This is a genomic window from Roseibium album, assembly GCF_001404515.1.
In the GTDB taxonomy this organism is placed as follows: domain Bacteria; phylum Pseudomonadota; class Alphaproteobacteria; order Rhizobiales; family Stappiaceae; genus Roseibium; species Roseibium album.
On sequence record NZ_CXWE01000002.1, the window covers coordinates 684,266 to 705,311 of the forward strand.

The 21,046-nt window shown below is 57.9% G+C and carries 23 protein-coding genes and 1 other RNA gene; 6 read left to right on the forward strand and 18 right to left on the reverse strand.

The window, feature by feature from the left end:
* Positions 1 to 104: 104 nt before the first annotated feature.
* The 11 genes from pal to ruvC all read right to left on the reverse strand — a co-directional run bounded on the left by pal (position 105) and on the right by ruvC (position 9,700).
* Positions 105 to 590: a peptidoglycan-associated lipoprotein Pal gene (gene pal, locus LA5095_RS08355; protein WP_029064616.1), complete on the reverse strand. Its 486-nt coding sequence runs from the start codon at positions 588 to 590 to the stop codon at positions 105 to 107.
* 154 nt (positions 591 to 744) lie between these two features.
* Positions 745 to 2,094 carry a Tol-Pal system beta propeller repeat protein TolB gene (gene tolB, locus LA5095_RS08360; RefSeq protein ID WP_055113816.1) on the reverse strand — a complete coding sequence of 450 codons (1,350 nt, stop codon included), beginning with the start codon at positions 2,092 to 2,094 and terminating at the stop codon, positions 745 to 747.
* 43 nt (positions 2,095 to 2,137) lie between these two features.
* Entirely contained in the window at positions 2,138 to 3,082 is a 945-nt protein-coding gene (gene tolA / locus LA5095_RS32655) for a cell envelope integrity protein TolA (protein WP_055113818.1), read from the reverse strand.
* A 6-nt stretch (positions 3,083 to 3,088) separates the two neighbouring features.
* Positions 3,089 to 3,541: a protein TolR gene (tolR, locus tag LA5095_RS08370; protein WP_055113826.1), complete on the reverse strand. Its 453-nt coding sequence runs from the start codon at positions 3,539 to 3,541 to the stop codon at positions 3,089 to 3,091.
* A 3-nt stretch (positions 3,542 to 3,544) separates the two neighbouring features.
* The gene (gene tolQ / locus LA5095_RS08375; protein WP_029064612.1) at positions 3,545 to 4,252 is read right to left on the reverse strand and encodes a protein TolQ; all 708 of its coding nucleotides are present in this window, start codon (positions 4,250 to 4,252) and stop codon (positions 3,545 to 3,547) included.
* 267 nt (positions 4,253 to 4,519) lie between these two features.
* Positions 4,520 to 4,987, reverse strand: coding sequence for a tol-pal system-associated acyl-CoA thioesterase (gene ybgC, locus LA5095_RS08380; protein ID WP_055113828.1), 468 nt, complete (start codon positions 4,985 to 4,987; stop codon positions 4,520 to 4,522).
* An 81-nt stretch (positions 4,988 to 5,068) separates the two neighbouring features.
* Entirely contained in the window at positions 5,069 to 7,180 is a 2,112-nt protein-coding gene (locus LA5095_RS08385; RefSeq protein ID WP_055113830.1) for a methyl-accepting chemotaxis protein, read from the reverse strand.
* A 118-nt stretch (positions 7,181 to 7,298) separates the two neighbouring features.
* A complete protein-coding gene (gene ruvB, locus LA5095_RS08390) occupies positions 7,299 to 8,339 on the reverse strand; it encodes a Holliday junction branch migration DNA helicase RuvB (RefSeq protein WP_055113832.1) in 1,041 nt (346 codons plus the stop codon).
* The gene (locus LA5095_RS08395) at positions 8,329 to 8,574 is read right to left on the reverse strand and encodes a hypothetical protein (RefSeq protein ID WP_055113834.1); all 246 of its coding nucleotides are present in this window, start codon (positions 8,572 to 8,574) and stop codon (positions 8,329 to 8,331) included. The genes ruvB and LA5095_RS08395 overlap by 11 nt, the downstream gene beginning before the upstream one ends.
* Positions 8,571 to 9,188 carry a Holliday junction branch migration protein RuvA gene (gene ruvA, locus LA5095_RS08400; RefSeq protein ID WP_029064607.1) on the reverse strand — a complete coding sequence of 206 codons (618 nt, stop codon included), beginning with the start codon at positions 9,186 to 9,188 and terminating at the stop codon, positions 8,571 to 8,573. The genes LA5095_RS08395 and ruvA overlap by 4 nt, the downstream gene beginning before the upstream one ends.
* Positions 9,185 to 9,700, reverse strand: coding sequence for a crossover junction endodeoxyribonuclease RuvC (ruvC, locus tag LA5095_RS08405; RefSeq protein ID WP_055113836.1), 516 nt, complete (start codon positions 9,698 to 9,700; stop codon positions 9,185 to 9,187). The genes ruvA and ruvC overlap by 4 nt, the downstream gene beginning before the upstream one ends.
* Positions 9,701 to 9,899: 199 nt before the next feature.
* Between ruvC and LA5095_RS08410 the strand changes: the two genes are divergently transcribed.
* Positions 9,900 to 10,661, forward strand: a complete 762-nt coding sequence (locus LA5095_RS08410; RefSeq protein ID WP_055114308.1) for a sulfite exporter TauE/SafE family protein — start codon at positions 9,900 to 9,902, stop codon at positions 10,659 to 10,661.
* Here LA5095_RS08410 and LA5095_RS08415 read toward each other — a convergent pair.
* The 7 genes from LA5095_RS08415 to LA5095_RS08440 all read right to left on the reverse strand — a co-directional run bounded on the left by LA5095_RS08415 (position 10,650) and on the right by LA5095_RS08440 (position 14,359).
* On the reverse strand, positions 10,650 to 10,964 hold the full coding sequence (locus LA5095_RS08415) for a MazG-like family protein (protein ID WP_055113838.1): 315 nt from the start codon (positions 10,962 to 10,964) through the stop codon (positions 10,650 to 10,652). The two genes, LA5095_RS08410 and LA5095_RS08415, sit on opposite strands and share 12 nt — an antisense overlap.
* Positions 10,965 to 11,108: 144 nt before the next feature.
* Complete coding sequence (locus tag LA5095_RS08420; protein WP_055113840.1) at positions 11,109 to 11,855, reverse strand: YebC/PmpR family DNA-binding transcriptional regulator; 747 nt, start codon at positions 11,853 to 11,855, stop codon at positions 11,109 to 11,111.
* Between the two features lie 101 nt (positions 11,856 to 11,956).
* Positions 11,957 to 12,787, reverse strand: coding sequence for a TIGR00282 family metallophosphoesterase (locus LA5095_RS08425; protein ID WP_055113842.1), 831 nt, complete (start codon positions 12,785 to 12,787; stop codon positions 11,957 to 11,959).
* Between the two features lie 14 nt (positions 12,788 to 12,801).
* On the reverse strand, positions 12,802 to 13,380 hold the full coding sequence (locus LA5095_RS08430; protein WP_055113845.1) for a 5-formyltetrahydrofolate cyclo-ligase: 579 nt from the start codon (positions 13,378 to 13,380) through the stop codon (positions 12,802 to 12,804).
* Between the two features lie 52 nt (positions 13,381 to 13,432).
* Positions 13,433 to 13,587: non-coding RNA, 6S RNA (gene ssrS / locus LA5095_RS32000), on the reverse strand.
* Positions 13,588 to 13,678: 91 nt separating this feature from the next.
* A complete protein-coding gene (locus LA5095_RS08435; protein ID WP_055113847.1) occupies positions 13,679 to 14,059 on the reverse strand; it encodes a cell division protein ZapA in 381 nt (126 codons plus the stop codon).
* Positions 14,060 to 14,080: 21 nt separating this feature from the next.
* Entirely contained in the window at positions 14,081 to 14,359 is a 279-nt protein-coding gene (locus LA5095_RS08440) for a DUF4164 domain-containing protein (protein WP_055114310.1), read from the reverse strand.
* A 443-nt stretch (positions 14,360 to 14,802) separates the two neighbouring features.
* Here LA5095_RS08440 and tkt point away from each other — a divergent pair, with 443 nt between their 5' ends.
* The 5 genes from tkt (at position 14,803) to fba (ending at position 20,941) form a co-directional block, all read left to right on the forward strand.
* Complete coding sequence (gene tkt / locus LA5095_RS08445) at positions 14,803 to 16,791, forward strand: transketolase (protein ID WP_055113848.1); 1,989 nt, start codon at positions 14,803 to 14,805, stop codon at positions 16,789 to 16,791.
* Positions 16,792 to 16,933: 142 nt separating this feature from the next.
* The gene (gap, locus tag LA5095_RS08450) at positions 16,934 to 17,944 is read left to right on the forward strand and encodes a type I glyceraldehyde-3-phosphate dehydrogenase (protein WP_055113850.1); all 1,011 of its coding nucleotides are present in this window, start codon (positions 16,934 to 16,936) and stop codon (positions 17,942 to 17,944) included.
* 107 nt (positions 17,945 to 18,051) lie between these two features.
* The gene (locus LA5095_RS08455) at positions 18,052 to 19,245 is read left to right on the forward strand and encodes a phosphoglycerate kinase (protein ID WP_055113852.1); all 1,194 of its coding nucleotides are present in this window, start codon (positions 18,052 to 18,054) and stop codon (positions 19,243 to 19,245) included.
* A gap of 25 nt (positions 19,246 to 19,270) precedes the next feature.
* Positions 19,271 to 19,639, forward strand: coding sequence for a VOC family protein (locus tag LA5095_RS08460; RefSeq protein ID WP_055113854.1), 369 nt, complete (start codon positions 19,271 to 19,273; stop codon positions 19,637 to 19,639).
* 234 nt (positions 19,640 to 19,873) lie between these two features.
* Complete coding sequence (gene fba, locus LA5095_RS08465; protein WP_029064595.1) at positions 19,874 to 20,941, forward strand: class II fructose-bisphosphate aldolase; 1,068 nt, start codon at positions 19,874 to 19,876, stop codon at positions 20,939 to 20,941.
* The last annotated feature ends 105 nt before the right edge of the window (positions 20,942 to 21,046 follow it).

The following is a 21,046-nucleotide window of genomic DNA, read 5'->3' on the forward strand; positions in this document are numbered from 1 at the left end:
TCTGCCCCGGGTTTCGCAGAAAGCCCCATTTTGCGCACCCGAAATGCCGAAGGCCGGACAAATTGCCCGGCCTCTTGTCAAATTCGGGTCTCGGGACCCGAGGATCAGTTCGTGGCGTTGTTCAACACCGTGACGGCGCGCCGGTTCTGCGACCAGCAACTGCTGTCGTTACAGACCGCCACCGGGCGTTCCTTGCCATAGGAAATCGTCTTGATCCGCGACGCGCTCACGCCCTGCGACACCAGGTAGTCGCGCGCTGCTGCCGCCCGCCGTGCACCCAGAGCAATGTTGTATTGCCGGGTACCGCGCTCATCCGCGTGCCCCTCGACAGTGATCGTATATTGCGAGTAACGGTTGAGCCATTTGGCCTGACCTGCGAGCGTCGACTGCCCCTTCGCGTTCAGGACCGACTGATCCTCTTCGAAGAAAACGCGGTCGCCGACATTCACGACAAAGTCCTGACCGGTTCCCGGTTTCACGTTGCTTGAAAGCCCGTCTGGCTTATTCTGGGCGCATGCCGCCACGAAAAGCAGCGCGAAACAGACAGCAATCCAGCGCGCGCCCCGGCCGGCAGTATCTCTATTGAACATTCCCGTCTCCTACATCCCCAGCCCGTCAACCCGACATCCGCTTGTCCGGCTTTAGGTAAACACTTTCTAGCCAAACTTGGTTAAGGCAGTCTTTGCAAACCTGGTTAACAAGGTCTGACCGCGCCACCTGAAGGCGGGCCCATCCTTTGCGTGATCAGTTGATGAGCGGCGACCAGGACGGATCCGACGCAAAAGCCGGCGTGTCCACGCGCTGCTCGTTGTAGCCAGTCAGATCGACCGTCCAGACCTGTGGCCCACCGGTTGCCCCGGGCGTATCACGGAAAAACACCAGCACGCGCCCATTCGGCGACCAGGCCGGTCCTTCGTTATGGTAGCCCTCGGTCAGAATGCGCTCGCCCTTGCCGTCGGGCTTCATGACCCCGATCATGAAACGGCCCTGGTGCTGCTTGGTAAAGGCGATCAAATCTCCGCGAGGCGACCAGACAGGCGTCGAATACCGGCCCGGACCGAAGGAAATTCGGCGCGCCTCGCCGCCATTGGCATTCATGACGTAAAGTTGCTGTGTGCCGCCCCGGTCCGATTCGAACACGATTTGCCGGCTGTCTGGTGAAAACGACGGACTTGTGTCGATCGCCGCCGTGTTCGTCAAACGTGTTGTCCGCCGAGACCTCAGATCCATCTTGAAGATATTGGCGTTGCCGCCCTGCTGCAGGCTCATGACGACACTTTGCCCGTCGGGAGAAAATCTCGGGGCAAAAGTCATGCCCGGGAAGTTACCGACGATTTCCCTCTGCCCGGTTTCGATGTTCAGCAAATAAACGCTCGGATCCGCCCCACCGTAGGACATGTAGGTTATTTCCTGGCTGGTCGGTGAAAAGCGCGGAGTCAGAACAAGGTCATCGCCACGGGTCAGGTACCGGACGTTGGCCCCGTCCTGGTCCATGATAGCAAGACGCTTGACGCGTTTGTCTTTGGTTCCTGTTTCATCGACGAAGACGATGCGGGTATCGAAATAGCCTTTTTCACCTGTCAGGCGCTCGTAGATTGCATCCGCGATAATATGCGCAAGCCGGCGCCAGTTTTCCGGCGTTGTGTAGAACTGCTGACCGAGCATCTGCTCCTGGGCGAAGACATCCCATAGCCTGAATTCGGCGCGAAGCCGTCCATCTGGCTGCTTCGTTACCGTGCCGGTAACCAGCGCCTGCGCACTGATCTGACGCCAGTCGCCGAACCGCGGTGTCGAATTGACACTCATGTTCTTCTGAATGAAACTTGCCGGATCGAGCGGGTTGAAGAGACCGGAACGCTTCAGGTCGGACGCGATCACACCGGTCATTTCCGCCGCAAGTTTGCCGTCCCCACCCTCTGCCGAAAACGCAGGAAGAGCGATAGGCAAAGGTTCGATGTTTCCCTGGGTGATGTCGATTTCGACCAGAGCCGAAGCCGGGGGGGGAGCAAAAACAGCAGCAAGGGACACAAGAACAGCAAGTCCGCAGGCCCTGAGGCCAGCCGGATTGAAGAGCGTTTTTAGTATTCCATGCATGAGCACTAAGCTCCCTTGTCGAAAAATCCCTATCAGGGACTGCCTAACCCCCAAGCATTTCCCTTGGGTCGAAATTGATGATCACTTCCTGCCATGCTTCATACTTGGCAATTGGCAGAGAATATGGCTGACACCGCATTATCGCGCGGACCGCGCTGCTCGATGCGGCGCCAAAAGCAGGGTTCCCGTTTGAATTCAGGACCTCCGGACTGCTGGATACCTGGCCGTTCTGCGAGAGACTGAACCGGACCCGAACCTTGAGATCTTCCGCTCCGACAGCACCGACCGGCGGGTTCCAGCACTGGGCGACCTGCCCTCTGAGCGCATCGAGTTCCGATTGGCTCATGCGAATGTTCTGCGCGCCCTGCCGTGACCCGAGGGCAGCCGGTTCCTCCGACGCATTCCCCTGCTGCGTTGCCGGTTCGACCTTGTTCAACAGCGCGGCGATCTCGGTCGAATCGAAGTCGTCCTTCGGCGGTTCCGGCGCGCGGCGGGGCGGTTTCGGTTTGGATCGCGGAGTGGCACTCGTCACGATCGGCTGTGGCGTGGGAGCAGCTTCCTGTTGGGGCGCCGGTTCGGGAGCAGGCTCCGGCTCGGCAGCCGGCACGGGTTCAGGTGCCGGGGCCGGTTCCGGTTCGGGCGCAGGCTCGGGTTCTGCGACCGGCTCCGGTTCAGGCGTCGGTGTAGGTTCCGGTTCTGGAGAAGGGGTCGGTGGCGTCGGTTGCTGTACCTGGCTTTCACCCGGTTTGTCGGCGGGTTGCGGCGGTTCCTCGGTCTCGGCTTCACTTGGTGCTATCGCAGCGACCTCACGAATTTCCGCCGTCCTCTCGCCGAGGCGAAGCTGCGTGAATTCTTCGACCGGAATCAGGTCCACCGGCAACGATTCCACTTGCGGGACGGAAAAACTCTCCGCGTCCGGAAAGGCGATCAGGCCCCAGACCAGTATTGCCGAATGACCGGCCAAAGACGCTATGAGACCTGCGCGCATGACGCGTTACGAGTCCCGTTCTTCCAGAGTGACAAGTCCTAGACGTTTGAACCCGGCCGCATTGATGCGGCCCATGAGTTTCATCATTGTGCCGTAGTCGGCATCCTGATCGCCGCGCACGTAAATGCGTTCTTCATAGCCGTTGGCAGCAATTGCCTCGAGTTTGGGAACCACTTCGTCGATGGCGATGGCCGTATCCTGAATGAAGATCTCGCCGGCAGAGCTCACCGAAATGGTTATCGGCTCGGTGTCACCTTCAAGCGCCTTGGCCTGCGTTTCCGGCAAATCGATGGGCACGCCAACCGTCAGCAACGGTGCCGCCACCATGAATATGATCAGAAGGACCAGCATGACATCAACAAAAGGCGTCACGTTGATCTCGGTCATCAGAACAGTGCGCTTTCGCCGCCGTCCGCGCCGTCCGCCACCAGCCTGACCGGAACCGACCTGCATGGACATCGCTCAGCCCCTCTCGTCGATCTGGCGCGAAAGGATTGCTGAAAACTCGTCCGCAAACCCCTCCATGCGCGCGACGGCCTTGCCGACATCGGAAGCAAACTTGTTGTAGGCGATCACGGCCGGAATCGCGGCAAGAAGACCGAGCGCCGTTGCAAACAGGGCTTCGGCGATCCCGGGAGCAACAACGGCAAGGTTCGTGCTTTCCGAGGCCGCAATCGCCTGAAAGGCGGTCATGATCCCCCAGACCGTTCCGAACAGGCCGATAAACGGAGCCGCGGATCCGACGGTCGCCAGGATCAGCAATCGGCTTTCAAGCCGCTCCGCTTCCCTTTGAATGGTCACATCCATCACGCGGTCGATTCGCTGTTGCAGCGATCCGATTGCCGGACGTGGTCCTTCGTGACTGCGCTTCCACTCGCGCATGGCGGCCACAAACAGCGCAGCCATCGAGTGATTCACCCGGTTGTGCAGCGTGCCGTAGAGCTCCTCAAGGGACTGACCCGACCAGAACACCGTTTCGAAGCGGCTCATCTGGCGCCGGGTCCTTCCGACCAGCATCACCTTGTCGACAATGATCGCCCAGCACCACACGGATGAAACCAGCAAGCCGACCATCACGATCTTGACGACGATGTGCGCTTGCCAGAACAGCGAGAAAAAAGAAATGTCGCCTTCCGGCGCCGCCAATGTCGATTGGACAAGTGTTTCCATAAATTCAATGACCCCTGGGCCGTCTGACGTTGTTGTCTATCCATGTCTCCGGAGACTGAAGCAGCTGTCCGGAATCAAAACGCCAGCTTTCGATATCCAGCCGCCTCTCTGACGTTTGAATTTGTCAAAACTGGGACTTCGCCGAGCAAAGCGAGCTCTTCTTAAAAGGAATCAATTAAGGTTACTGCAAGATTAACGTGAGAATCTGTTTTACAATAATTTACCGAATTCTTGACGCAGGTCGGTCCTACGCTACCCGCAAATCATTCATCCATCGAGTAAATCGTCCGGAGCATGACGGGCAAGTTTTTCGGAAAGTTTGACCGGCAACCGTGTCGGCCTGCCTTCATTCGTGATCACGGCGACGGTAACAGCGGCGGAAACGAGCAGTTCTTCACCTCTGTAGGCAAGCTGGTCGAGTTTGATTCTGGCGCCCCTGTATTCCGACAGACTGGTGTGAACCTGAAGGATATCGTCGATCCGCGCCGGTTTTTGAAAGTCGAGCGTCATCCCACGGACCGCGAAGGCCAGCGCATTGCCGTGCGCGCCTTCCGCCAGCTCCTTGTGATGAATACCCATCAGTCGAAGAAAATCGGACCGTGCGCGCTCGAAAAAACGCACATAGGCACCGTGATAGACGATACCGGTGAAATCGGTGTCCTCGTAATACACGCGCACTGGGAGCACATGGCCACCTTCTTCCAGGCGACCCGACAGGTCCGGCCATTCCGTCACGGCGCTTTCCTCACAATTGAAAACATGCAAAAGGCCCCCGGTCTCCTGACCGGAAGGCCCGTCGCATACCTAGGTTCGCAACTAGGCAGCTGCAACCTCGGAAAGAAATTTCTCCACCGATGCCCGGATCTGTTCCGCCTGCTGCTTCATTTCCAGCGTCGCAGTCAGCATGTCGCCGACTGCAGCAGAATTTTCCGCAACGCCTTCGTTCAGGGAAGCAACTGTCGTCGCAACGCTGCGCGTTCCATCGGCTGCTTCGGCGACATTTCGGGATATCTCACCCGTCGCGGATCCCTGCTGCTGTACGGCTTCGGAAATCGTGATGGTGTAGGAATTGACTTCTTCGACGGATTCCGAAACCCGCGCGATTTCTTCAACAGCTTCCGACGTTGAGGCCTGGATCGCCGCTATCTGTGCTGAAATCTCTTCCGTTGCCTTTGCCGTTTGTCCGGCGAGCGATTTCACTTCGGACGCAACAACGGCAAACCCCTTGCCGGCATCGCCTGCGCGCGCCGCCTCGATCGTCGCGTTCAGCGCGAGCAGATTGGTCTGTTCCGCGATTTCCGAGATCAGGGACAACACGTCTCCGATCTTGTTGGCAGCTTCGGCAAGTCCGGAGATCTTGGCATTGGACCCTTGCGCGGCGGCGGTGGTCTGCTCGACAATTGAAGCGGTCGTTTCAACCTGTCGGGAGATCTCAGAAATGGAAGCATTCAACTCTTCCGTTGCCGATGCCACGGCCTCGACGTTGGAAGATGCGTTTTCGGATGTTGAAACAGCCGCCTGACCCTGTTCGGTCGCAGATGTCGAGCGTTCGTTCAAAGCGGACGATACGTCCTCGACCCTGGAAATATTGGTTTCGACAAGTTCCAGTACGGATTGAGATTCGGCCCGGAAATCAGCGATCAGTGAATCAATCAGCTTTTCGCGTTTTTCACGCGCGATGTGCCCGACCTTGCGTTCCGAGGCGAGGCGTTCCCGTTCGAGGGAATTGTCCTTGAAGACCTCGATACACCGCGCCATGCGGCCAATTTCATCCTGCCGTTCGGTTGCATCCACGGCCACCTCGAGATCCCCATCGGCAATCTTGCTTGCCGCAACCGAAAGGTGCTCCATCGGTGCGAACATGCGCCGCGTCACCCACCAGATGAGGCCGACAACAGGGACAAGACAAAGAAAGCCTGAGATGATCGCGCCGTAAGTGATGCGATCCGCAGCAGCAGCCAGTTCCGTCTGCTTGACAGCTTCAACCACTCCATACGGCGTGTTCTCGAAACTGTTTTGCGCTTCGGCGTACCGGTAATCGCTGCCATTCAGTGCAATGAGGCGATCTCCTGCAGCGATTTCGGCGAGCGAATACACAGCAGCGGCCCCGCCGGTCTGATCCAGTTGCACCAGCGTTCCCGCCGCGTCGACAAGAAAGATCTGCTCACTTTCGCCTATGCCCGTCGGTTCGTTCAGGAGCGCAGCCAGCTTTTGCATGTCCGTGCTGAAGGCAACAGCTCCGAAAAAGCGGTCCAGATAAAAGACCGGAGCAGCAAGTACCAGCGAAACCTTGCCATGCTTGCCTGCGACGAAACCGGATGAATAGATCTGGCCCGCGGCAAGCGTCCCGGCATTGGCAGCTTCATACAGTTTGCCCATTGCCATCTGGACGGGATTGCCGCTGATCTCTTCGTCTTCGACATGGAATGCGAATTCAGGGCCCTTTCGATAGCTGTAGGTAATGAAGCCATCCGGATTGGCGAGTGCCGCGTCGGAGAATAGTCCCTGGGAAATAACGTCCTGATAAACCGGGTGAACGACCTTGTGATTGTTCACGTAATAGTTCGATTCCGCCGGTTCCAGGAGCAGATGACGCTCATGCGGCGGATGCGGATTATCCGCCACGAAGATCTTGCGGAGCGTCTCCTGCTGCCCCTCCTTCAGGTTCTTCCAGCCGACCATCGTCTTCATGAGGCTGTCCTTGGCCTCTTCGAGCGAAACGAAGAACTTCGCACTGTAGGTGATCTGGTCCAGCGCCAGTTCCAGCACCTTTTGTTTCGCCTTGGTCGCGCTTTGCAGGCTGTTGTCCGCCTGACCGTTCGCCACGTCGCGTGACAGAGTTGACGTAACCGTAACAATAGCCACGCACATCGTCAGTGCGCCAGCCAAGAACATAAGAGCCAGTTTAGATGAAAGCCGCTTACGCATAGTGTCCCCCGCATAGTTAACGGGACAATACGAAGAGATTCGCCAACAAAGACTTAACCGAGAAGGCGCGTCTTCCGACAATTTAGACGAGTTGCGCGCATTCTTTCAGGTGACCCTTCTATTCAGGGTCGGCAAACAGCCCCATCTGCGAAATTTCGGACCGCTCGGGGACTGCAAGACCGAGGTGAGCGAAGGCCATTGGCGTCAGAAGACGACCGCGTGGAGTGCGTTGCAAAAACCCGTTCTGGATCAGATAGGGCTCAACAATTTCCTCGATTGCATCCCTGGGCTCCGACAATGCCGCCGCAATCGTTTCGATGCCGACCGGTCCGCCACCGAAATTGACGGCGATTTGCTTGAGATACCGGCGATCGAGACCGTCGAGGCCGGCGCTGTCCACTTCGAGCTGCAACAGAGCCCTGTCGGCAAGCGCCCTGTCGACCCTTTCAATACCCTCAACGATGGCAAAATCCCGGACACGTCTGAGCAGGCGGCCGGCGATACGTGGTGTCCCGCGCGATCGCTTGGCAATCTCGCGTGCACCGTCTTCGGCTATGCCGATCCCCATGATCGAGGCACCGCGTTTGACGATGTGTTCCAGTTCCTCGACTGTATAGAACTGCAAGCGCACGGGTATGCCGAAACGGTCCCTCAACGGGGTGGTGAGAAGCCCGAGGCGCGTTGTTGCGGCAACCAGAGTGAATTTTGCAAGGTCAATCTTGACCGAACGTGCAGCAGGCCCTTCTCCGATGATCAGGTCCAGCTGATAATCCTCCATCGCAGGATAGAGCACTTCCTCCACCGCCGGGTTCAAACGATGGATTTCGTCGATGAACAGAACATCCCGTTCTTCCAGATTGGTCAGCAGCGCCGCAAGATCTCCCGACTTTGCGATAACCGGTCCGGAGGTTGCCCGGAAATTGACACCGAGTTCACGCGCCATGATCTGGGCCAGCGTGGTCTTGCCCAGGCCCGGAGGACCTACGAAGAGCACGTGGTCCAGTGCTTCGCCGCGGGCTTTTGCCGCCCCGATGAAAACCTTCAGGTTGGCACGTGCCTGCGCCTGACCGACAAAATCGTCCAGCACCTGGGGGCGCATGGTGCTGTCGATTTCATCGCCGCGGATTTCCGGCGTAACGATACGGCTGTCATCCGACATGGCTTACGACCACAAACAAGAGCACGATCAGCAGGATCGACCAGGCAACCCTGAGCGCATGGAACTTACGAAACTGACTGCGCACAAAAGGGTCGTCGGTATCGATCCGGCGTCCTTTCATGGCAAATTGCCGGTCTCCGACAGATTGGGAGAAGCGGTGATCGAGATACATGATCCCGCCGATGCCAAGGGTTACAAAAACAATCGCAATAACCGTGTAGGTTAAGGCTATCATACAGCCAATTCCTTCAAGCCGAGGCGGATCAGTGTCTCGGTCGATGCGTCCTCGCCAGCCGATTGCATGGCCTTGGCAACAGCCGCACTCGCCTGCGCCTGTGCATAGCCCAGATTTGTTAGCGCGGAAACCGCTTCCGCAACAGGCCGGGCCGCCACATTTTCCGAAACACTCTGCGATACAGCGATCGTGCCCTGATCGACACTTGCAAGTCCCGGAGCCTTGTCCTTGAGCTCGGTCAGCAGTCGCTCCGCCACCCGTTTGCCGACACCCGGCGCACGTGAAATCGTGGCTTTGTCACCCAGCGCTATCGCATTGGCAACCTCACTCGCCTTGAGGATACCGAGGATTCCGAGCGCGACCTTGGCACCCACGCCTTGAACCGTCATCAGAATACGGAACCATTCCCGTTCGGATTCGTGCCCGAAACCGTAGAGCCTGATCATGTCCTCGCGCACAATCGTTTCGATGAAGAGCACCGCTGCTTCTCCCGCGCGCGGCAATCCCTGCAGAATACGCGCAGGGCAATGAACCTGATAGCCGACGCCGTGAACATCGAGGATTACGTGGTCTTCGCCGTAACTGTCGATCGTTCCCTTGAGTTTGCCGATCATGCCGCCCCCTGCGCTGCAAGACGTGCCGACGCACTGCCCCGGTGCTGTGCATGGCAGATGGCGATGGCAAGCGCATCCGCAGCATCGTCTGAATTGAAAGTTGCCTTCGGCATGAGGATCTTCACCATGGCCCGGATCTGGTCCTTTTCCGCATGGCCCGTGCCAACGACGGTTTTCTTGACCAGGTTCGGCGCGTATTCGGCAACCGGCAATCCGGCAAGCGATGGCACCAACAACGCAATACCGCGCGCCTGCCCAAGCTTCAATGTCGCTCCTGCATCCTTGTTGACGAAGGTATGCTCGACCGCAGCTTCCATTGGGTCATGCCGACTGACAACCTCGCGAAGCCCGTCGTGCAACTCCACGAGCCGCTCGGCCAGGCTCTTCTTGTTGTCGGAGGTGACCGTCCCGGACGCAATGAAAGACAGCCGGTTTCCGGCCGTTTCTATCATGCCCCAGCCGGTGCGCCGCAATCCCGGATCAATTCCGAGCAATCGAATCGCATGTGTCATGGAACAAACCGGTAACAAAACTTCCCCGTTGACGCCAGCGAAAGCGCGGCTTACCACCGGAAAGCCTGTCCAAAACCCGGCGGTACGGCTGCGTCGGCAAGACTGGGGACTGTTTCGTCCGGGCCTTCGCCGCAATGCCGCCGACCACAATCATGTCCGGTTTTGCAGCCGATCTGTAACTATCCGCTGGTGCGTGTTCATGCTTGGAATTTTTGACCCTTTCGCACCTGAATTGCTGTTGTTTCTTGCATCGGTTCTCTTTGTGGCGGGTTGCGTGAGGGGGTTTTCCGGATTTGGTGCAGGAATGATTTTCATTCCGGTTGCAACAAGTGTCGTTGCTCCAGCCACTGCGGCGGCCACTTTTCTGTTCATTGACAGCATCGTGACCCTGCCCCTGCTGATCCGTGCAGTCAGGCACTGCATCTGGGCAACCGTTCTGCCGGCTGCTGTTGGCGCCGTGATTTTCGTTCATCTGGGCGCCTGGTTGCTTGCGAGTACCGACGTCCTGATCTTGCGGTGGGCGATTTTCGCAATCGTCACCTGTCTCCTGGCACTGTTGATTTCCGGTTGGCGGTATCACAGGCTGCCTGCAGCAGCGGTTTCATTTGCAACTGGCAGCGTTTCGGGAGTTCTTGGCGGCATTTCACAGGTCTCCGCACCGCCGGTGGTCGCCATGTGGCTTTCCAGCGCGAATGATCCGGCAATCGTGAGAGCCAACATGATTGTCTTTTTCACGCTGGCAAGCGTCGGGACATTCGTCGCCTACACCTTGAATGGGTTTTTCACCCAGGAGGTTTTTCGCCTGCTGATCATGGCCGTCCCGGTCTATGGCCTGGCGATCTTCACCGGCGCGCGCGGATTCAGCAAAGCTGATCCTGCGGTTTACAGAAAATTTGCCTATGTCCTGATCGCGGTGGCAGCGCTGACCAGCATGCCGGCGCTCGACCCTCTACTCCGGTAAGTCTCTCCGGGGACTAATTTTTTCGCTCCATTTTGCGCATTTTCCGATCATGAGCCGGTGCAGTTCGTTTTCGAATTCCTCGCGGGTTTCGGTGGTATGCGCCAGCAGGCTCAGGGCAACGATTGCAGCATCAACAGCTTCTTCACGCACATCATCAATCGAATGGTTCTTGTAAGCGCTGCCAGGTGCGTTGGTTACCGACAGCACGGCCTGCGCCAGTTCGCCGGCTTCTTCAGACAGTTTCAGGGCTCGTTCCTGCAACGATTTCGGATCTGTCTTTGTGAGCTCGTAGATTCCGAACATTGAAATTCTCCAGTCTATTCGGAAGTTCAACTTAACCTCCCCTGTTCCGAAAAGGGGAAGGGAGATCAGGGTGGGGCGTGCCTCCGGACCTCGAAACAAAAAACCCCGGCTGGGCCGGGGTCTTGAAACCGCAATCGCGAAACGTCAGGACGCCAGGGCTTCCATTGTTTCCTCATCGACGTCGAAATTCGAATAGACGTTTTGCACGTCATCGTCATCCTCGAGCATGTCGATCAGCTTCATCAGGGTCTGGGCCTTGTCCGCATCGACCGGTGTCAGGTTCTGTGGCTTCCAGATGATCTTGGTGGAATCCGCTTCTCCCAGCGCTTCTTCCAATGCCTTGGCAACATCGTTGAGATCTTCGAACGCTGCATAGATTGTGTGACCGCTTTCGTCGGACTGGACATCTTCAGCGCCTGCTTCGATCGCGGCTTCCAGCACCGCTTCGGCCTCACCGGCTTCCAGCTTGTACACGATCTCGCCGACGCGATCGAACATGAAGGAAACGGATCCGGTTTCTCCGAGCGACCCACCGCACTTTGTGAAATAGGAACGGATATTCGACGCGGACCGGTTCCGATTGTCGGTCAAGGCCTCAACGACAACGGCAACGCCTGCAGGACCATAGCCCTCGTAGCGAATTTCTTCGTAACTGTCGCCATCTCCGGTCTGGGATTTGTTGATTGCCCGCTGAATGTTGTCCTTCGGCATGGACTGTGCCTTGGCATTCTGCACGGCCAGCCTCAGGCGCGGGTTCGAATCCGGATCCGGGTCGCCCATCTTCGCGGCAACGGTGATTTCCTTGGAAAGCTTGGAGAACGTCTTGGACCGCGCGGCATCCTGACGGCCCTTGCGGTGCATGATGTTCTTGAATTTTGAATGGCCTGCCATGGCTCTTCTCGGTTCTTTGAGGATGGTCTTGACGAAAACTGGGCCGCTTATAGGCAAATTGTCTGCGAAAATCCAGCGGTGAGACGCAGCTACGGACTTGATCAGCCGGCTGTGTTCCAGAATGACGGCAGCACCGGTTCCAGCCGGCCGCCGATCCGAAGCGGTTCAATCCGTTCCGCAAGGCCCGTACGATCGTCAGTTTCGATGGCGATACCGCAAATCGTTGCAACACCTGTGGCGGGTGTGAACCTGGATCCGGGAATCTTGCGCTGAAAGCGGTTGACCGGCTCTTCTTTTTCCATCCCGAGCACACTGTCATAAGACCCGCACATACCAGCATCCGACATGAAGGCCGTCCCTTGCTCCAGGATCTGGTGATCGGCGGTCGGAACATGGGTGTGGGTTCCCACGACCAGGCTAACGCGCCCGTCCAGAAAGTGACCCATCGCCTGTTTTTCGCTTGTAGCTTCTGCATGCATGTCAATGACAATGGCATCGGCCACCTGCCCGAGCGGACACTCGCCGACCACCTTGTCGATCGCGGCGAAGGGATCGTCCATCGCGTCCATGAACACTCTGCCCATGACATTTGCGACCATCACCTGCGCACCATTGCGGGCAGTGTACAGATGGGCTCCCCGGCCTGGTGTGCCTGCCGGATAGTTTACCGGTCGCAACAAGCGATCCTGCCGCTCAATGTAGACGAGCGTGTCTCGCTGATCCCAGACGTGATTGCCGGTGGTCACCACATCCGCGCCGGCATCCAGAACATCCTGCAGGATGGCCTCGGTAATACCGAAGCCTGAAGCCGCGTTTTCGCCGTTGACGATTACGAAATCGAGTCTGTTGGTTTCCACAATTTCCGGAAGCTGCTCGATTACGGCGGTGCGTCCCGTGCGGCCGACCAGATCGCCAAGAAACAAAATTCGCATAAACCCTCGCCAGATCAGCCGAAAGACCTGTAGCCCTGTTCGGTCAGGATTCCGTGTAAAGGTTTGTCATGCGCTTCTGTCGGCACGCGGTCAACCTCCTGAAGGGAAAAGGCAATGCCGATACACAGAAGAGCCCCGGTCTTCTCAAGCCCTGAAATAGTGGTGTCGTAGTAGGCCCTGCCATATCCGATGCGGTTGCCTGAGGCATCGAAGCCCGCCAGCGGCATCAGGAGGACATCAGGGCGAAGTTCCATCGCGTCCGGCCCCGGTTCGCGGCAGCCGAAACCGGCAGAAACCAGTTCCGTGTCCCTTTCAAGGCTCCTGAAGATCAGGCTGGGGCCCGTCATCACGGGCAGGCTGAGCCTGTGTCCCCTTTGACGCAGTCTGTCGAGTAGCGGCCTGGGATCGATCTCGTCGCGTATCGGCCAGAAACCTGCGATCACGGCCCCTTCGGGAAGCGGCAGGGTATCACTGTGATCGACGAGTTGCAGGCTTTTTTCAATGCGCTCAAGCTCGTCCATAGCAGTGCGGCGGGCCAGTGCCTCTTTTCTGAGTGCATCTTTTTTGGCGGCAGGTGTCGTTACGTCTGTCATGGGCTCTCAAGAATTTCGTTGTCCTGCCCGGATTGCCCCATCAACAGAGGCAAGCGCAGCCGTCCGACCGTTGGAATTGCAATCCCGGGAAACCTACAATGTAGGTGGGCGCCGTATGCAACGGACCACGGCCCAGAGCAGGGACAGCTCCCGAAGGAATGCGTAAGGCCCCGGGGATAATGTTCCTGACGTGTCGGGCAGCCGCAACTACCGCATATAGACCCGCGCTCCGGCAATTACCAGAGCGACGTCGATTTCGTCACAAACGAAGTATTTCTGAAATCAAAACCGGGAACGATTATGACGGTTCCTGGGACCGCAGGCTCTTGGTCAGACCGTCGGCAAGGCTTTCGATCCGCGCAGCCGCCGTGTTGACAGCCCTGGATAGCTCTTCCTCGTTCTGGCTCATGTTGTCCAGCGCAGCCACCTGTTGCTGCTTTGCGTTCGCCAGATCCTGCTCAAGCGACTTCACTTTACGTTCAAGTTCCGACAACTGGTCCGTCGCCATGATCCCGGCCATCACCGTCAGGCGTTGGTCACCGATTTCTCCAAACGAGCCCTTCAGCTCCGATATCCAGCCATCGAATCGGTCTGCCAGCCCCATCAGACGGTCTTCCTCGCCGTCGTCGCAGGCCATGCGAAACGATTTGCCGTTAATCGTGACTGTTATCTGCGTCATCCGTCGTCGGTCTCCCGTGAATCAGCCCCCGTGAGCGTCCAGAACACTCCGGATGGTCTCCATTGCCGATACCAGCCGTCTGGAGACATCCTTGTTGGCTTCTTCAAGCCGCAGTGCGCGGGCTTCGCTCTCATCAAGCGAAGCTGCCAGCTGCGACCGGTCCTCACCAAGCCTTTGCAGGTCATCTTGAAGAGAATTCAAGGACCTGTCCGCGTCCATGCGTCGCTGAACCGCTGTTTCCAGATGTCCGACAGCCGCATCCAGCCGTTTCACCGCATCGGTGATGCTGGTTTTTTCCATGCAGTCGATTTCCGCCATTTTATTAAATTGTCCCGATCTTTTGCGGCGGCCCGCCCTAACTTCCCATTCCCTGTAATTGGAGATTTGGCGCTTTCGCCTCACCTTGCGGCAAAATTGCCTGAAACCGGCGCTGCCCGGCGCGTCCAAGCACGCTTGGTGCTGCGAAAAAGCAAATCCATACTAGACCGTGGAGCTTAGGCAACGCATCTTCCCTCAGTCAATGGCACCCTTGGCAGAATCCTCAACTCTATAACCTGCGGAAGCGGTTTTTTGTTCCCGCATGCCGATTCGGCAGCTTTATTGACTCGGTGCGCGTTCCTGATATTTGTCTGGCGCCTGAACGGAACTGACAACAGTCAGTGTCTGAGAGATACACCTCGAATTTGCCTTGCCGGACGGTCCGCTCTGGTTAAAGAGGCTCCAAAGCAAGCAACGGGAAGATAATGACCGATCTTGAAAAACACCAGCGCATGGCAAACGCGATCCGCTTTCTTGCCATTGATGCCGTGGAAAAGGCGAAATCCGGTCACCCCGGACTGCCCATGGGCGCAGCCGATATTGCAACAGTCCTGTTTACCCAATTCCTGAAATACGACCCGACCGCTCCGAGTTGGGCCGACCGCGACCGGTTCGTCCTGTCCGCCGGACATGGCTCCATGTTGCTTTACAGCCTGCTTTACCTGCTGGGAAGCGATGACTTTTCGCTGGACGAGTTGAAAAACTTCCGTCAACTGGGGTCGCGCACTGCAGGTCACCCGGAATACGGCCACGGCGCCGGTATCGAAACTACGACCGGCCCATTGGGCCAGGGTTTCGGCAATGCTGTCGGCATGGCGATCGCCGAACGCCTGCAAAGGGATCGGTTCGGCAAGGAGCTTGTCGACCACTATACCTATGTTCTTGCCGGCGACGGCTGCCTGATGGAAGGCATCAGCCAGGAGGCTCTGACGCTTGCCGGCCATCTCAAGCTCAACAAGCTGATTGTTTTCTGGGACGACAACGGCATCTCCATCGACGGCAGGGTCGAGATCACCGACAGCACCAACCAGCAGGAACGGTTCGCCGCCTCCGGCTGGAACACCATCGACATCGACGGCCATGACCCTGAAGCGATAGCCGATGCGATCCGCCAGGCTCAGGCCAGCGATCGCCCGACGCTGATCGCAGCCAAGACGACCATCGGCTTCGGAGCCCCGACCAAGGCCGGTACGGCGAAGGTTCACGGCGCACCGCTCGGCGCTGACGAAATTTCCGGCACCCGCGATGCCCTGAACTGGCCCCATGAGGCATTCGAAGTCCCAAGCGACATCCTGGATGCCTGGCGCATCGCCGGCCTCAGATCCGCTCATGCTCACAAGGACTGGCAGAAACGATTTGCCGATGCCGACACGGAAACGCGGGCAGATTTCGAGCGCCGCAATCGTGGCGACCTTCCCGCAGGATTCACGCAGGCTGTTCTGGACTACAAGAAGAAGCTTGCCGAGGACCAGCCGACCATGGCGACCCGCAAGGCTTCTGAAGCTGTTCTCGGTGTCATCAATGAAGTGGTCCCGGAGACGATCGGCGGTTCTGCCGACCTGACCGGCTCCAACAATACCAAGACGCCTCAGACGCTGCCGGTGACACCGGACGATTTCTCGGGCCGCTACATCCACTACGGGATCCGCGAACACGGCATGGCCGCCGCCATGAACGGCATGGCGCTTCACGGTGGCATCATTCCCTATTCCGGTGGGTTCCTGATCTTCTCGGACTATTGTCGTCCTTCAATTCGCCTTGCGGCCCTGATGAAGCAACGCGTCATTCACGTCATGACGCACGATTCTATCGGCCTTGGCGAAGACGGCCCGACCCACCAGCCGGTGGAGCATTTCGCGGCTCTTCGCGCAATTCCGGGCCTGACATTCTTCCGTCCGGCCGATATCACCGAGACACTGGAATGTTGGCAGCTGTCGCTTGAAAGCCGGGACGGACCTTCAGTTCTGGCACTCACCAGGCAGAACCTTCCCTCGGTTCGCAAGACCTTCGAGGAAGGCAACCTGTGCGCCAAGGGTGCTTACGTCCTTGCCGACAGTGACGACGAGGCAGCCGTCACGATTTTCGCATCGGGCTCCGAAATCGAAATCGCTCTCGATGCTCACAAGGAACTGACCGAAGACGGTATTGCCGCGAGGGTCGTTTCCGTCCCATCCTTCGAGCTGTTCGAAGCACAGTCCGAAGACTACAAGGCTGCGGTCATCGGCTCCGGTGGGGTCAAGATCGCCGTTGAGGCCGGTATCCGCATGGGGTGGGACCGGTTTATCGGAAATGATGGCGTATTCGTCGGCATGTCCGGCTTCGGTGCAAGTGCGCCCTACAAGGCTCTTTATGAGCATTTCGGTATCACCAAGGATGCCGTTGTCGCCGCCGCAAGGGAACGGCTCGGCGCCTGATAGAGATTAATCCCGGCAGCTCGCGATCCTCCAGAAGCCGCCGGGTCCCCGAGCACGAATGTGCTCTCAAACGCAGCCACCTCTGGTGGCGTACCAATCAGCGTCATACCCTGAAAGGCGCTAGAGATTGCGGGAGTGGAAAATGGTAACCAAGGTAGCAATCAACGGCTTCGGTCGCATCGGTCGGAATGTCCTGCGTGGCATCGTGGAAAGTGGCCGCACGGACATTGAAGTCGTGGCGATCAATGATCTCGGTCCGGTTGAAACCAACGCACATCTGCTGCGCTATGATTCCGTTCATGGCCGTTTTCCGGCACAGGTAAGTGTCGACGGCGATACCATCTCCGTTGGCGGTGGCAAGCCGATCAAGGTAACGGCCATACGCGACCCGAAAGAACTTCCCTGGGGCGAACTCGGAGTGGAAGTCGCTCTGGAATGCACCGGCATCTTCACTGCCAAGGAAAAGGCAGCCATGCATCTGGAGGCAGGCGCGAAACGTGTTCTGGTTTCAGCACCTGCTGCCGGTGCGGACAAGACCATCGTGTTCGGTGTCAACGACAGTGCGCTGACCGCCGACGACCTCGTTGTCTCCAACGCATCCTGCACCACCAACTGCCTCTCGCCGGTTGCCTACGTTCTCAACGAGACCATAGGCATCGAAAAGGGCTTCATGACGACGATCCACTCCTACACCGGCGATCAGCCGACGCTGGACACCATGCACAAGGATCTTTACCGCGCCCGCGCGGCAGCCATGTCCATGATCCCGACTTCCACAGGTGCGGCAAAGGCCGTCGGTCTGGTTCTGCCGGAACTCAATGGCAAACTGGATGGCGTTGCCATCCGCGTTCCCACACCGAATGTTTCCGTCGTTGACCTCAACTTCATCGCCAAGCGAGAAACCACCGTTGAGGAAATCAATGCAGCGATCAAGCAGGCTGCGGACGGCAAACTGAAGGGCATCCTGGGCTACACGGAAGAGCCTCTGGTTTCCATGGACTTCAACCATGACAGCCATTCCTCGGTCTTCCACATGGATCAGACCAAGGTTCTGGACGGCACCTTCGTTCGTATCCTGTCCTGGTATGACAACGAATGGGGCTTCTCCTGCCGCATGGCGGACACCGCCGTGGCGATGTCGAAGCTGATCTGAGCAGTGGATCGGATGCCACGACATCCGTCATAGTACCAAGGGCGGTTGCAGGTCTTCTGCATCCGCCTTTTCATTGTTTGAACTGTTTCCGACGACAGGTAAGTTCCATGGCTTTCAAAACTCTCGACGACCTGAACAACATCTCCGGCAAACGGGTTCTGGTCCGTGTCGACCTGAACGTGCCGATGGATGGCGGCAGGATCACCGACACGACGCGGATCGAACGTGTGCTGCCAACCATTCGCGAGCTTTCCGAAAAAGGAGCAAAGGTCATTCTGCTGGCCCATTTCGGCCGGCCGAAGGGCGAACGCGTTGCGGATATGTCTCTTGCGCCGGTGGCACCCGCCGTCGCTGAATTGCTTGGAAAACCGGTTGCATTTGCAGACGATTGCGTCGGCGGCGTAGCAACTGAAATGGTGAACGCCATGTCGGACGGCGGTGTTTTGCTGCTGGAAAACACCCGCTATCACAGGGGCGAAGAGAAGAACGATCCGGACTTTGCCAGGGCCCTGGCTGCAAACGGCGATATCTATGTCAACGACGCCTTTTCCGCCGCGCACCGGGCGCACGGCTCGACCGAAGGCATCGCCAGGCTTCTCCCGGCCTATGCGGGCCGAACCATGCAGGCCGAACTGGAAGCGCTCGGATCTGCGCTCGGCGACCCTGTTCGCCCGGTCCTTGCAGTTGTCGGCGGTGCGAAGGTTTCCTCGAAGATCGATCTTCTGGAAAACCTGGTCTCCAGGGTCGACATGCTGGTGATTGGCGGTGGCATGGCCAATACCTTCCTGGCCGCAAAGGGCACCGATGTCGGCAAATCGCTTTGCGAGCATGATCTGGCCGATACGGCCAGGAAAATCATGGTGGCTGCCGAGGCGGCAAACTGCGACATCGTGCTGCCCGACGATGCTGTGGTTGCACGGGAATTCAAGGCAGGAGCCGCCAACGAGACAGTCGAGCTTGATGCCATACCCTCCGATGGCATGATCCTCGACGTCGGCGCGGCCTCCATCGAGACCGTCAAATCCAAGATCGATTCGGCGAAAACCCTGGTCTGGAACGGACCTCTGGGAGCATTCGAAATCGAACCGTTCGACAAGGCAACGGTCGCAGCCGCAAAACATGCTGCTGAAAACACCCGTGCCGGCAAGCTCAATTCCGTTGCCGGTGGCGGTGACACGGTCGCGGCGCTGAACCACGCCGGTGCTGCCGAAGGCTTCTCTTATGTCTCCACCGCGGGAGGCGCTTTCCTGGAATGGCTGGAAGGCAAGGAACTTCCGGGCGTCAAGGCGCTCGATACCTGAAAATCCGCAAAGAAGGGGAAAAGATATGCAGCGCGGTTTTACAAACATTCTCGCCGAGGACGTGGCGCAAACCGCGGCATTCTACGAAACGTTGCTCGGCCTGAAGCCGAAGTTCTCTTCCGACTGGTTCGTCAATCTGGCAGATCCCGACAATCCGGACCTGGAACTCGGGATTCTGCAGCGGACAAACGAAATCGTTCCGGCCAGTGCCCGACAGGCGCCGGCCGGCGTGATCCTCACCTTTGTCGTGGACGACTGCGACACCATCCATCAGCGGGCGATCGCTTCCAACGCCGACATCGTTGAAGCTCCAACCGATATGCCATACGGGCAACGCCGGATGATTGTCAGGGATCCGGCTGGAACCTTCATTGACATCAGCTCACTGGTGTAACAAGCTTTTGCCCTGTTCCAGCCACACGCATGATTAATTTGAAGGCCGAATTAATTGTGTGCGCAAAATTTCCGTCAGTGCCTTGTATTTAAATTGATTTAAGCGGTCGCGCCGCTCTTTCCATAACCGAAAATATTGTTAGAACGACCGAAGATTTACGCGCCGCCAAACTGGCCAGTCAATTCAATTCGGCTGGCGGGCGGAACACGGAACCGGATCCTTGGGAGACACTTGATGGCACGTATTACCCTTCGCCAGTTGCTTGATCACGCCGCAGAGAACGACTACGGCGTTCCGGCGTTCAACATCAACAACATGGAGCAGGCCCTTGCGATCATGGCTGCCGCCGATCAGACCGATGCACCTGTCATCATCCAGGCATCCCGCGGCGCCCGCTCCTACGCTCACGACGTGATGCTCAAGCATATGATGGATGCTGTCGTCGAGATTTATCCTCATATCCCTGTCTGTGTTCACCTCGACCACGGCAATGCACCGCAGACCTGCATGACCGCGATCCAGGCCGGGTTCACATCCGTCATGATGGACGGTTCCCTGGAAGCGGACGGCAAGACCCCGGCCAACTGGGACTATAATGTCGACGTGACCAAAACCGTGACCGACATGGCTCATCTCGGCGGCATCTCCGTGGAAGGAGAACTGGGTGTTCTCGGCTCGCTTGAAACCGGGATGGGCGACAAGGAAGACGGCCATGGCGCGGAAGGCAAACTCAGCCACGATCAGCTGCTGACCGATCCCGCCGAAGCGGTCAAATTCGTGCAGGAAACAAAGGTCGACGCACTGGCAATCGCGATGGGAACCAGTCACGGCGCATACAAGTTCACCCGTCAGCCAGACGGCGAAATCCTGGCCATGCATGTGATCGAGGAAATTCACCGCCGCCTGCCGGCAACTCACCTCGTCATGCATGGCTCCTCTTCCGTTCCTCAGGACCTTCAGGACATCATCAACCAGTTCGGCGGTGAAATGCCCCAAACCTGGGGCGTGCCGGTCGAGGAAATTCAGCGCGGTATCAAGAACGGCGTGCGCAAGATCAACATCGACACCGACAACCGGATGGCAATGACCGGCCAGATCCGCCGTGTGCTCAGTGAAAACCCGGGCGAGTTCGACCCGCGCAAATATCTGAAGCCCGCCCGCGAAGCCATGCAGAAGCTGTGCGTTGAGCGTCTGGAGGCTTTCAACACCGCAGGTCAGGCTTCCAAGATCACGAAAATCATCACATTGGCCGAAATGGCCGGCCGCTATCAGGATGGCAGCCTTGACCCGAAAATCGGTTGACAGGCGCCGTTCTGCCCAATTGATTCACTCACTTTATTGAAAGAGGGGCCTTGCGTCCCTCTTTCGCCGTCTTTAGGGACAAGAAACCCAATAGCAATCCCTTCA

What these genes read in the sequence shown, in the direction of transcription:
- LA5095_RS08420 (WP_055113840.1), bottom strand. Translation starts at nt 11,855, where the DNA reads ATGGCAGGCCATTCAAAATTCAAGAACATCATGCACCGCAAGGGCCGT.
- tolB (WP_055113816.1), bottom strand. Translation starts at nt 2,094, where the DNA reads ATGCATGGAATACTAAAAACGCTCTTCAATCCGGCTGGCCTCAGGGCC.
- LA5095_RS08435 (WP_055113847.1), bottom strand. Translation starts at nt 14,059, where the DNA reads ATGACGCAGATAACAGTCACGATTAACGGCAAATCGTTTCGCATGGCC.
- pal (WP_029064616.1), bottom strand. Translation starts at nt 590, where the DNA reads ATGTTCAATAGAGATACTGCCGGCCGGGGCGCGCGCTGGATTGCTGTC.
- LA5095_RS08425 (WP_055113842.1), bottom strand. Translation starts at nt 12,787, where the DNA reads ATGCGAATTTTGTTTCTTGGCGATCTGGTCGGCCGCACGGGACGCACC.
- LA5095_RS08410 (WP_055114308.1), top strand. Translation starts at nt 9,900, where the DNA reads ATGCTTGGAATTTTTGACCCTTTCGCACCTGAATTGCTGTTGTTTCTT.
- LA5095_RS08455 (WP_055113852.1), top strand. Translation starts at nt 18,052, where the DNA reads ATGGCTTTCAAAACTCTCGACGACCTGAACAACATCTCCGGCAAACGG.
- gap (WP_055113850.1), top strand. Translation starts at nt 16,934, where the DNA reads ATGGTAACCAAGGTAGCAATCAACGGCTTCGGTCGCATCGGTCGGAAT.
- LA5095_RS08385 (WP_055113830.1), bottom strand. Translation starts at nt 7,180, where the DNA reads ATGCGTAAGCGGCTTTCATCTAAACTGGCTCTTATGTTCTTGGCTGGC.
- tolR (WP_055113826.1), bottom strand. Translation starts at nt 3,541, where the DNA reads ATGTCCATGCAGGTCGGTTCCGGTCAGGCTGGTGGCGGACGGCGCGGA.
- tolA (WP_055113818.1), bottom strand. Translation starts at nt 3,082, where the DNA reads ATGCGCGCAGGTCTCATAGCGTCTTTGGCCGGTCATTCGGCAATACTG.
- LA5095_RS08395 (WP_055113834.1), bottom strand. Translation starts at nt 8,574, where the DNA reads ATGATAGCCTTAACCTACACGGTTATTGCGATTGTTTTTGTAACCCTT.
- fba (WP_029064595.1), top strand. Translation starts at nt 19,874, where the DNA reads ATGGCACGTATTACCCTTCGCCAGTTGCTTGATCACGCCGCAGAGAAC.
- ruvA (WP_029064607.1), bottom strand. Translation starts at nt 9,188, where the DNA reads ATGATCGGCAAACTCAAGGGAACGATCGACAGTTACGGCGAAGACCAC.
- tolQ (WP_029064612.1), bottom strand. Translation starts at nt 4,252, where the DNA reads ATGGAAACACTTGTCCAATCGACATTGGCGGCGCCGGAAGGCGACATT.
- LA5095_RS08440 (WP_055114310.1), bottom strand. Translation starts at nt 14,359, where the DNA reads ATGGAAAAAACCAGCATCACCGATGCGGTGAAACGGCTGGATGCGGCT.
- ruvC (WP_055113836.1), bottom strand. Translation starts at nt 9,700, where the DNA reads ATGACACATGCGATTCGATTGCTCGGAATTGATCCGGGATTGCGGCGC.
- ruvB (WP_055113832.1), bottom strand. Translation starts at nt 8,339, where the DNA reads ATGTCGGATGACAGCCGTATCGTTACGCCGGAAATCCGCGGCGATGAA.
- LA5095_RS08460 (WP_055113854.1), top strand. Translation starts at nt 19,271, where the DNA reads ATGCAGCGCGGTTTTACAAACATTCTCGCCGAGGACGTGGCGCAAACC.
- LA5095_RS08430 (WP_055113845.1), bottom strand. Translation starts at nt 13,380, where the DNA reads ATGACAGACGTAACGACACCTGCCGCCAAAAAAGATGCACTCAGAAAA.
- LA5095_RS08415 (WP_055113838.1), bottom strand. Translation starts at nt 10,964, where the DNA reads ATGTTCGGAATCTACGAGCTCACAAAGACAGATCCGAAATCGTTGCAG.
- tkt (WP_055113848.1), top strand. Translation starts at nt 14,803, where the DNA reads ATGACCGATCTTGAAAAACACCAGCGCATGGCAAACGCGATCCGCTTT.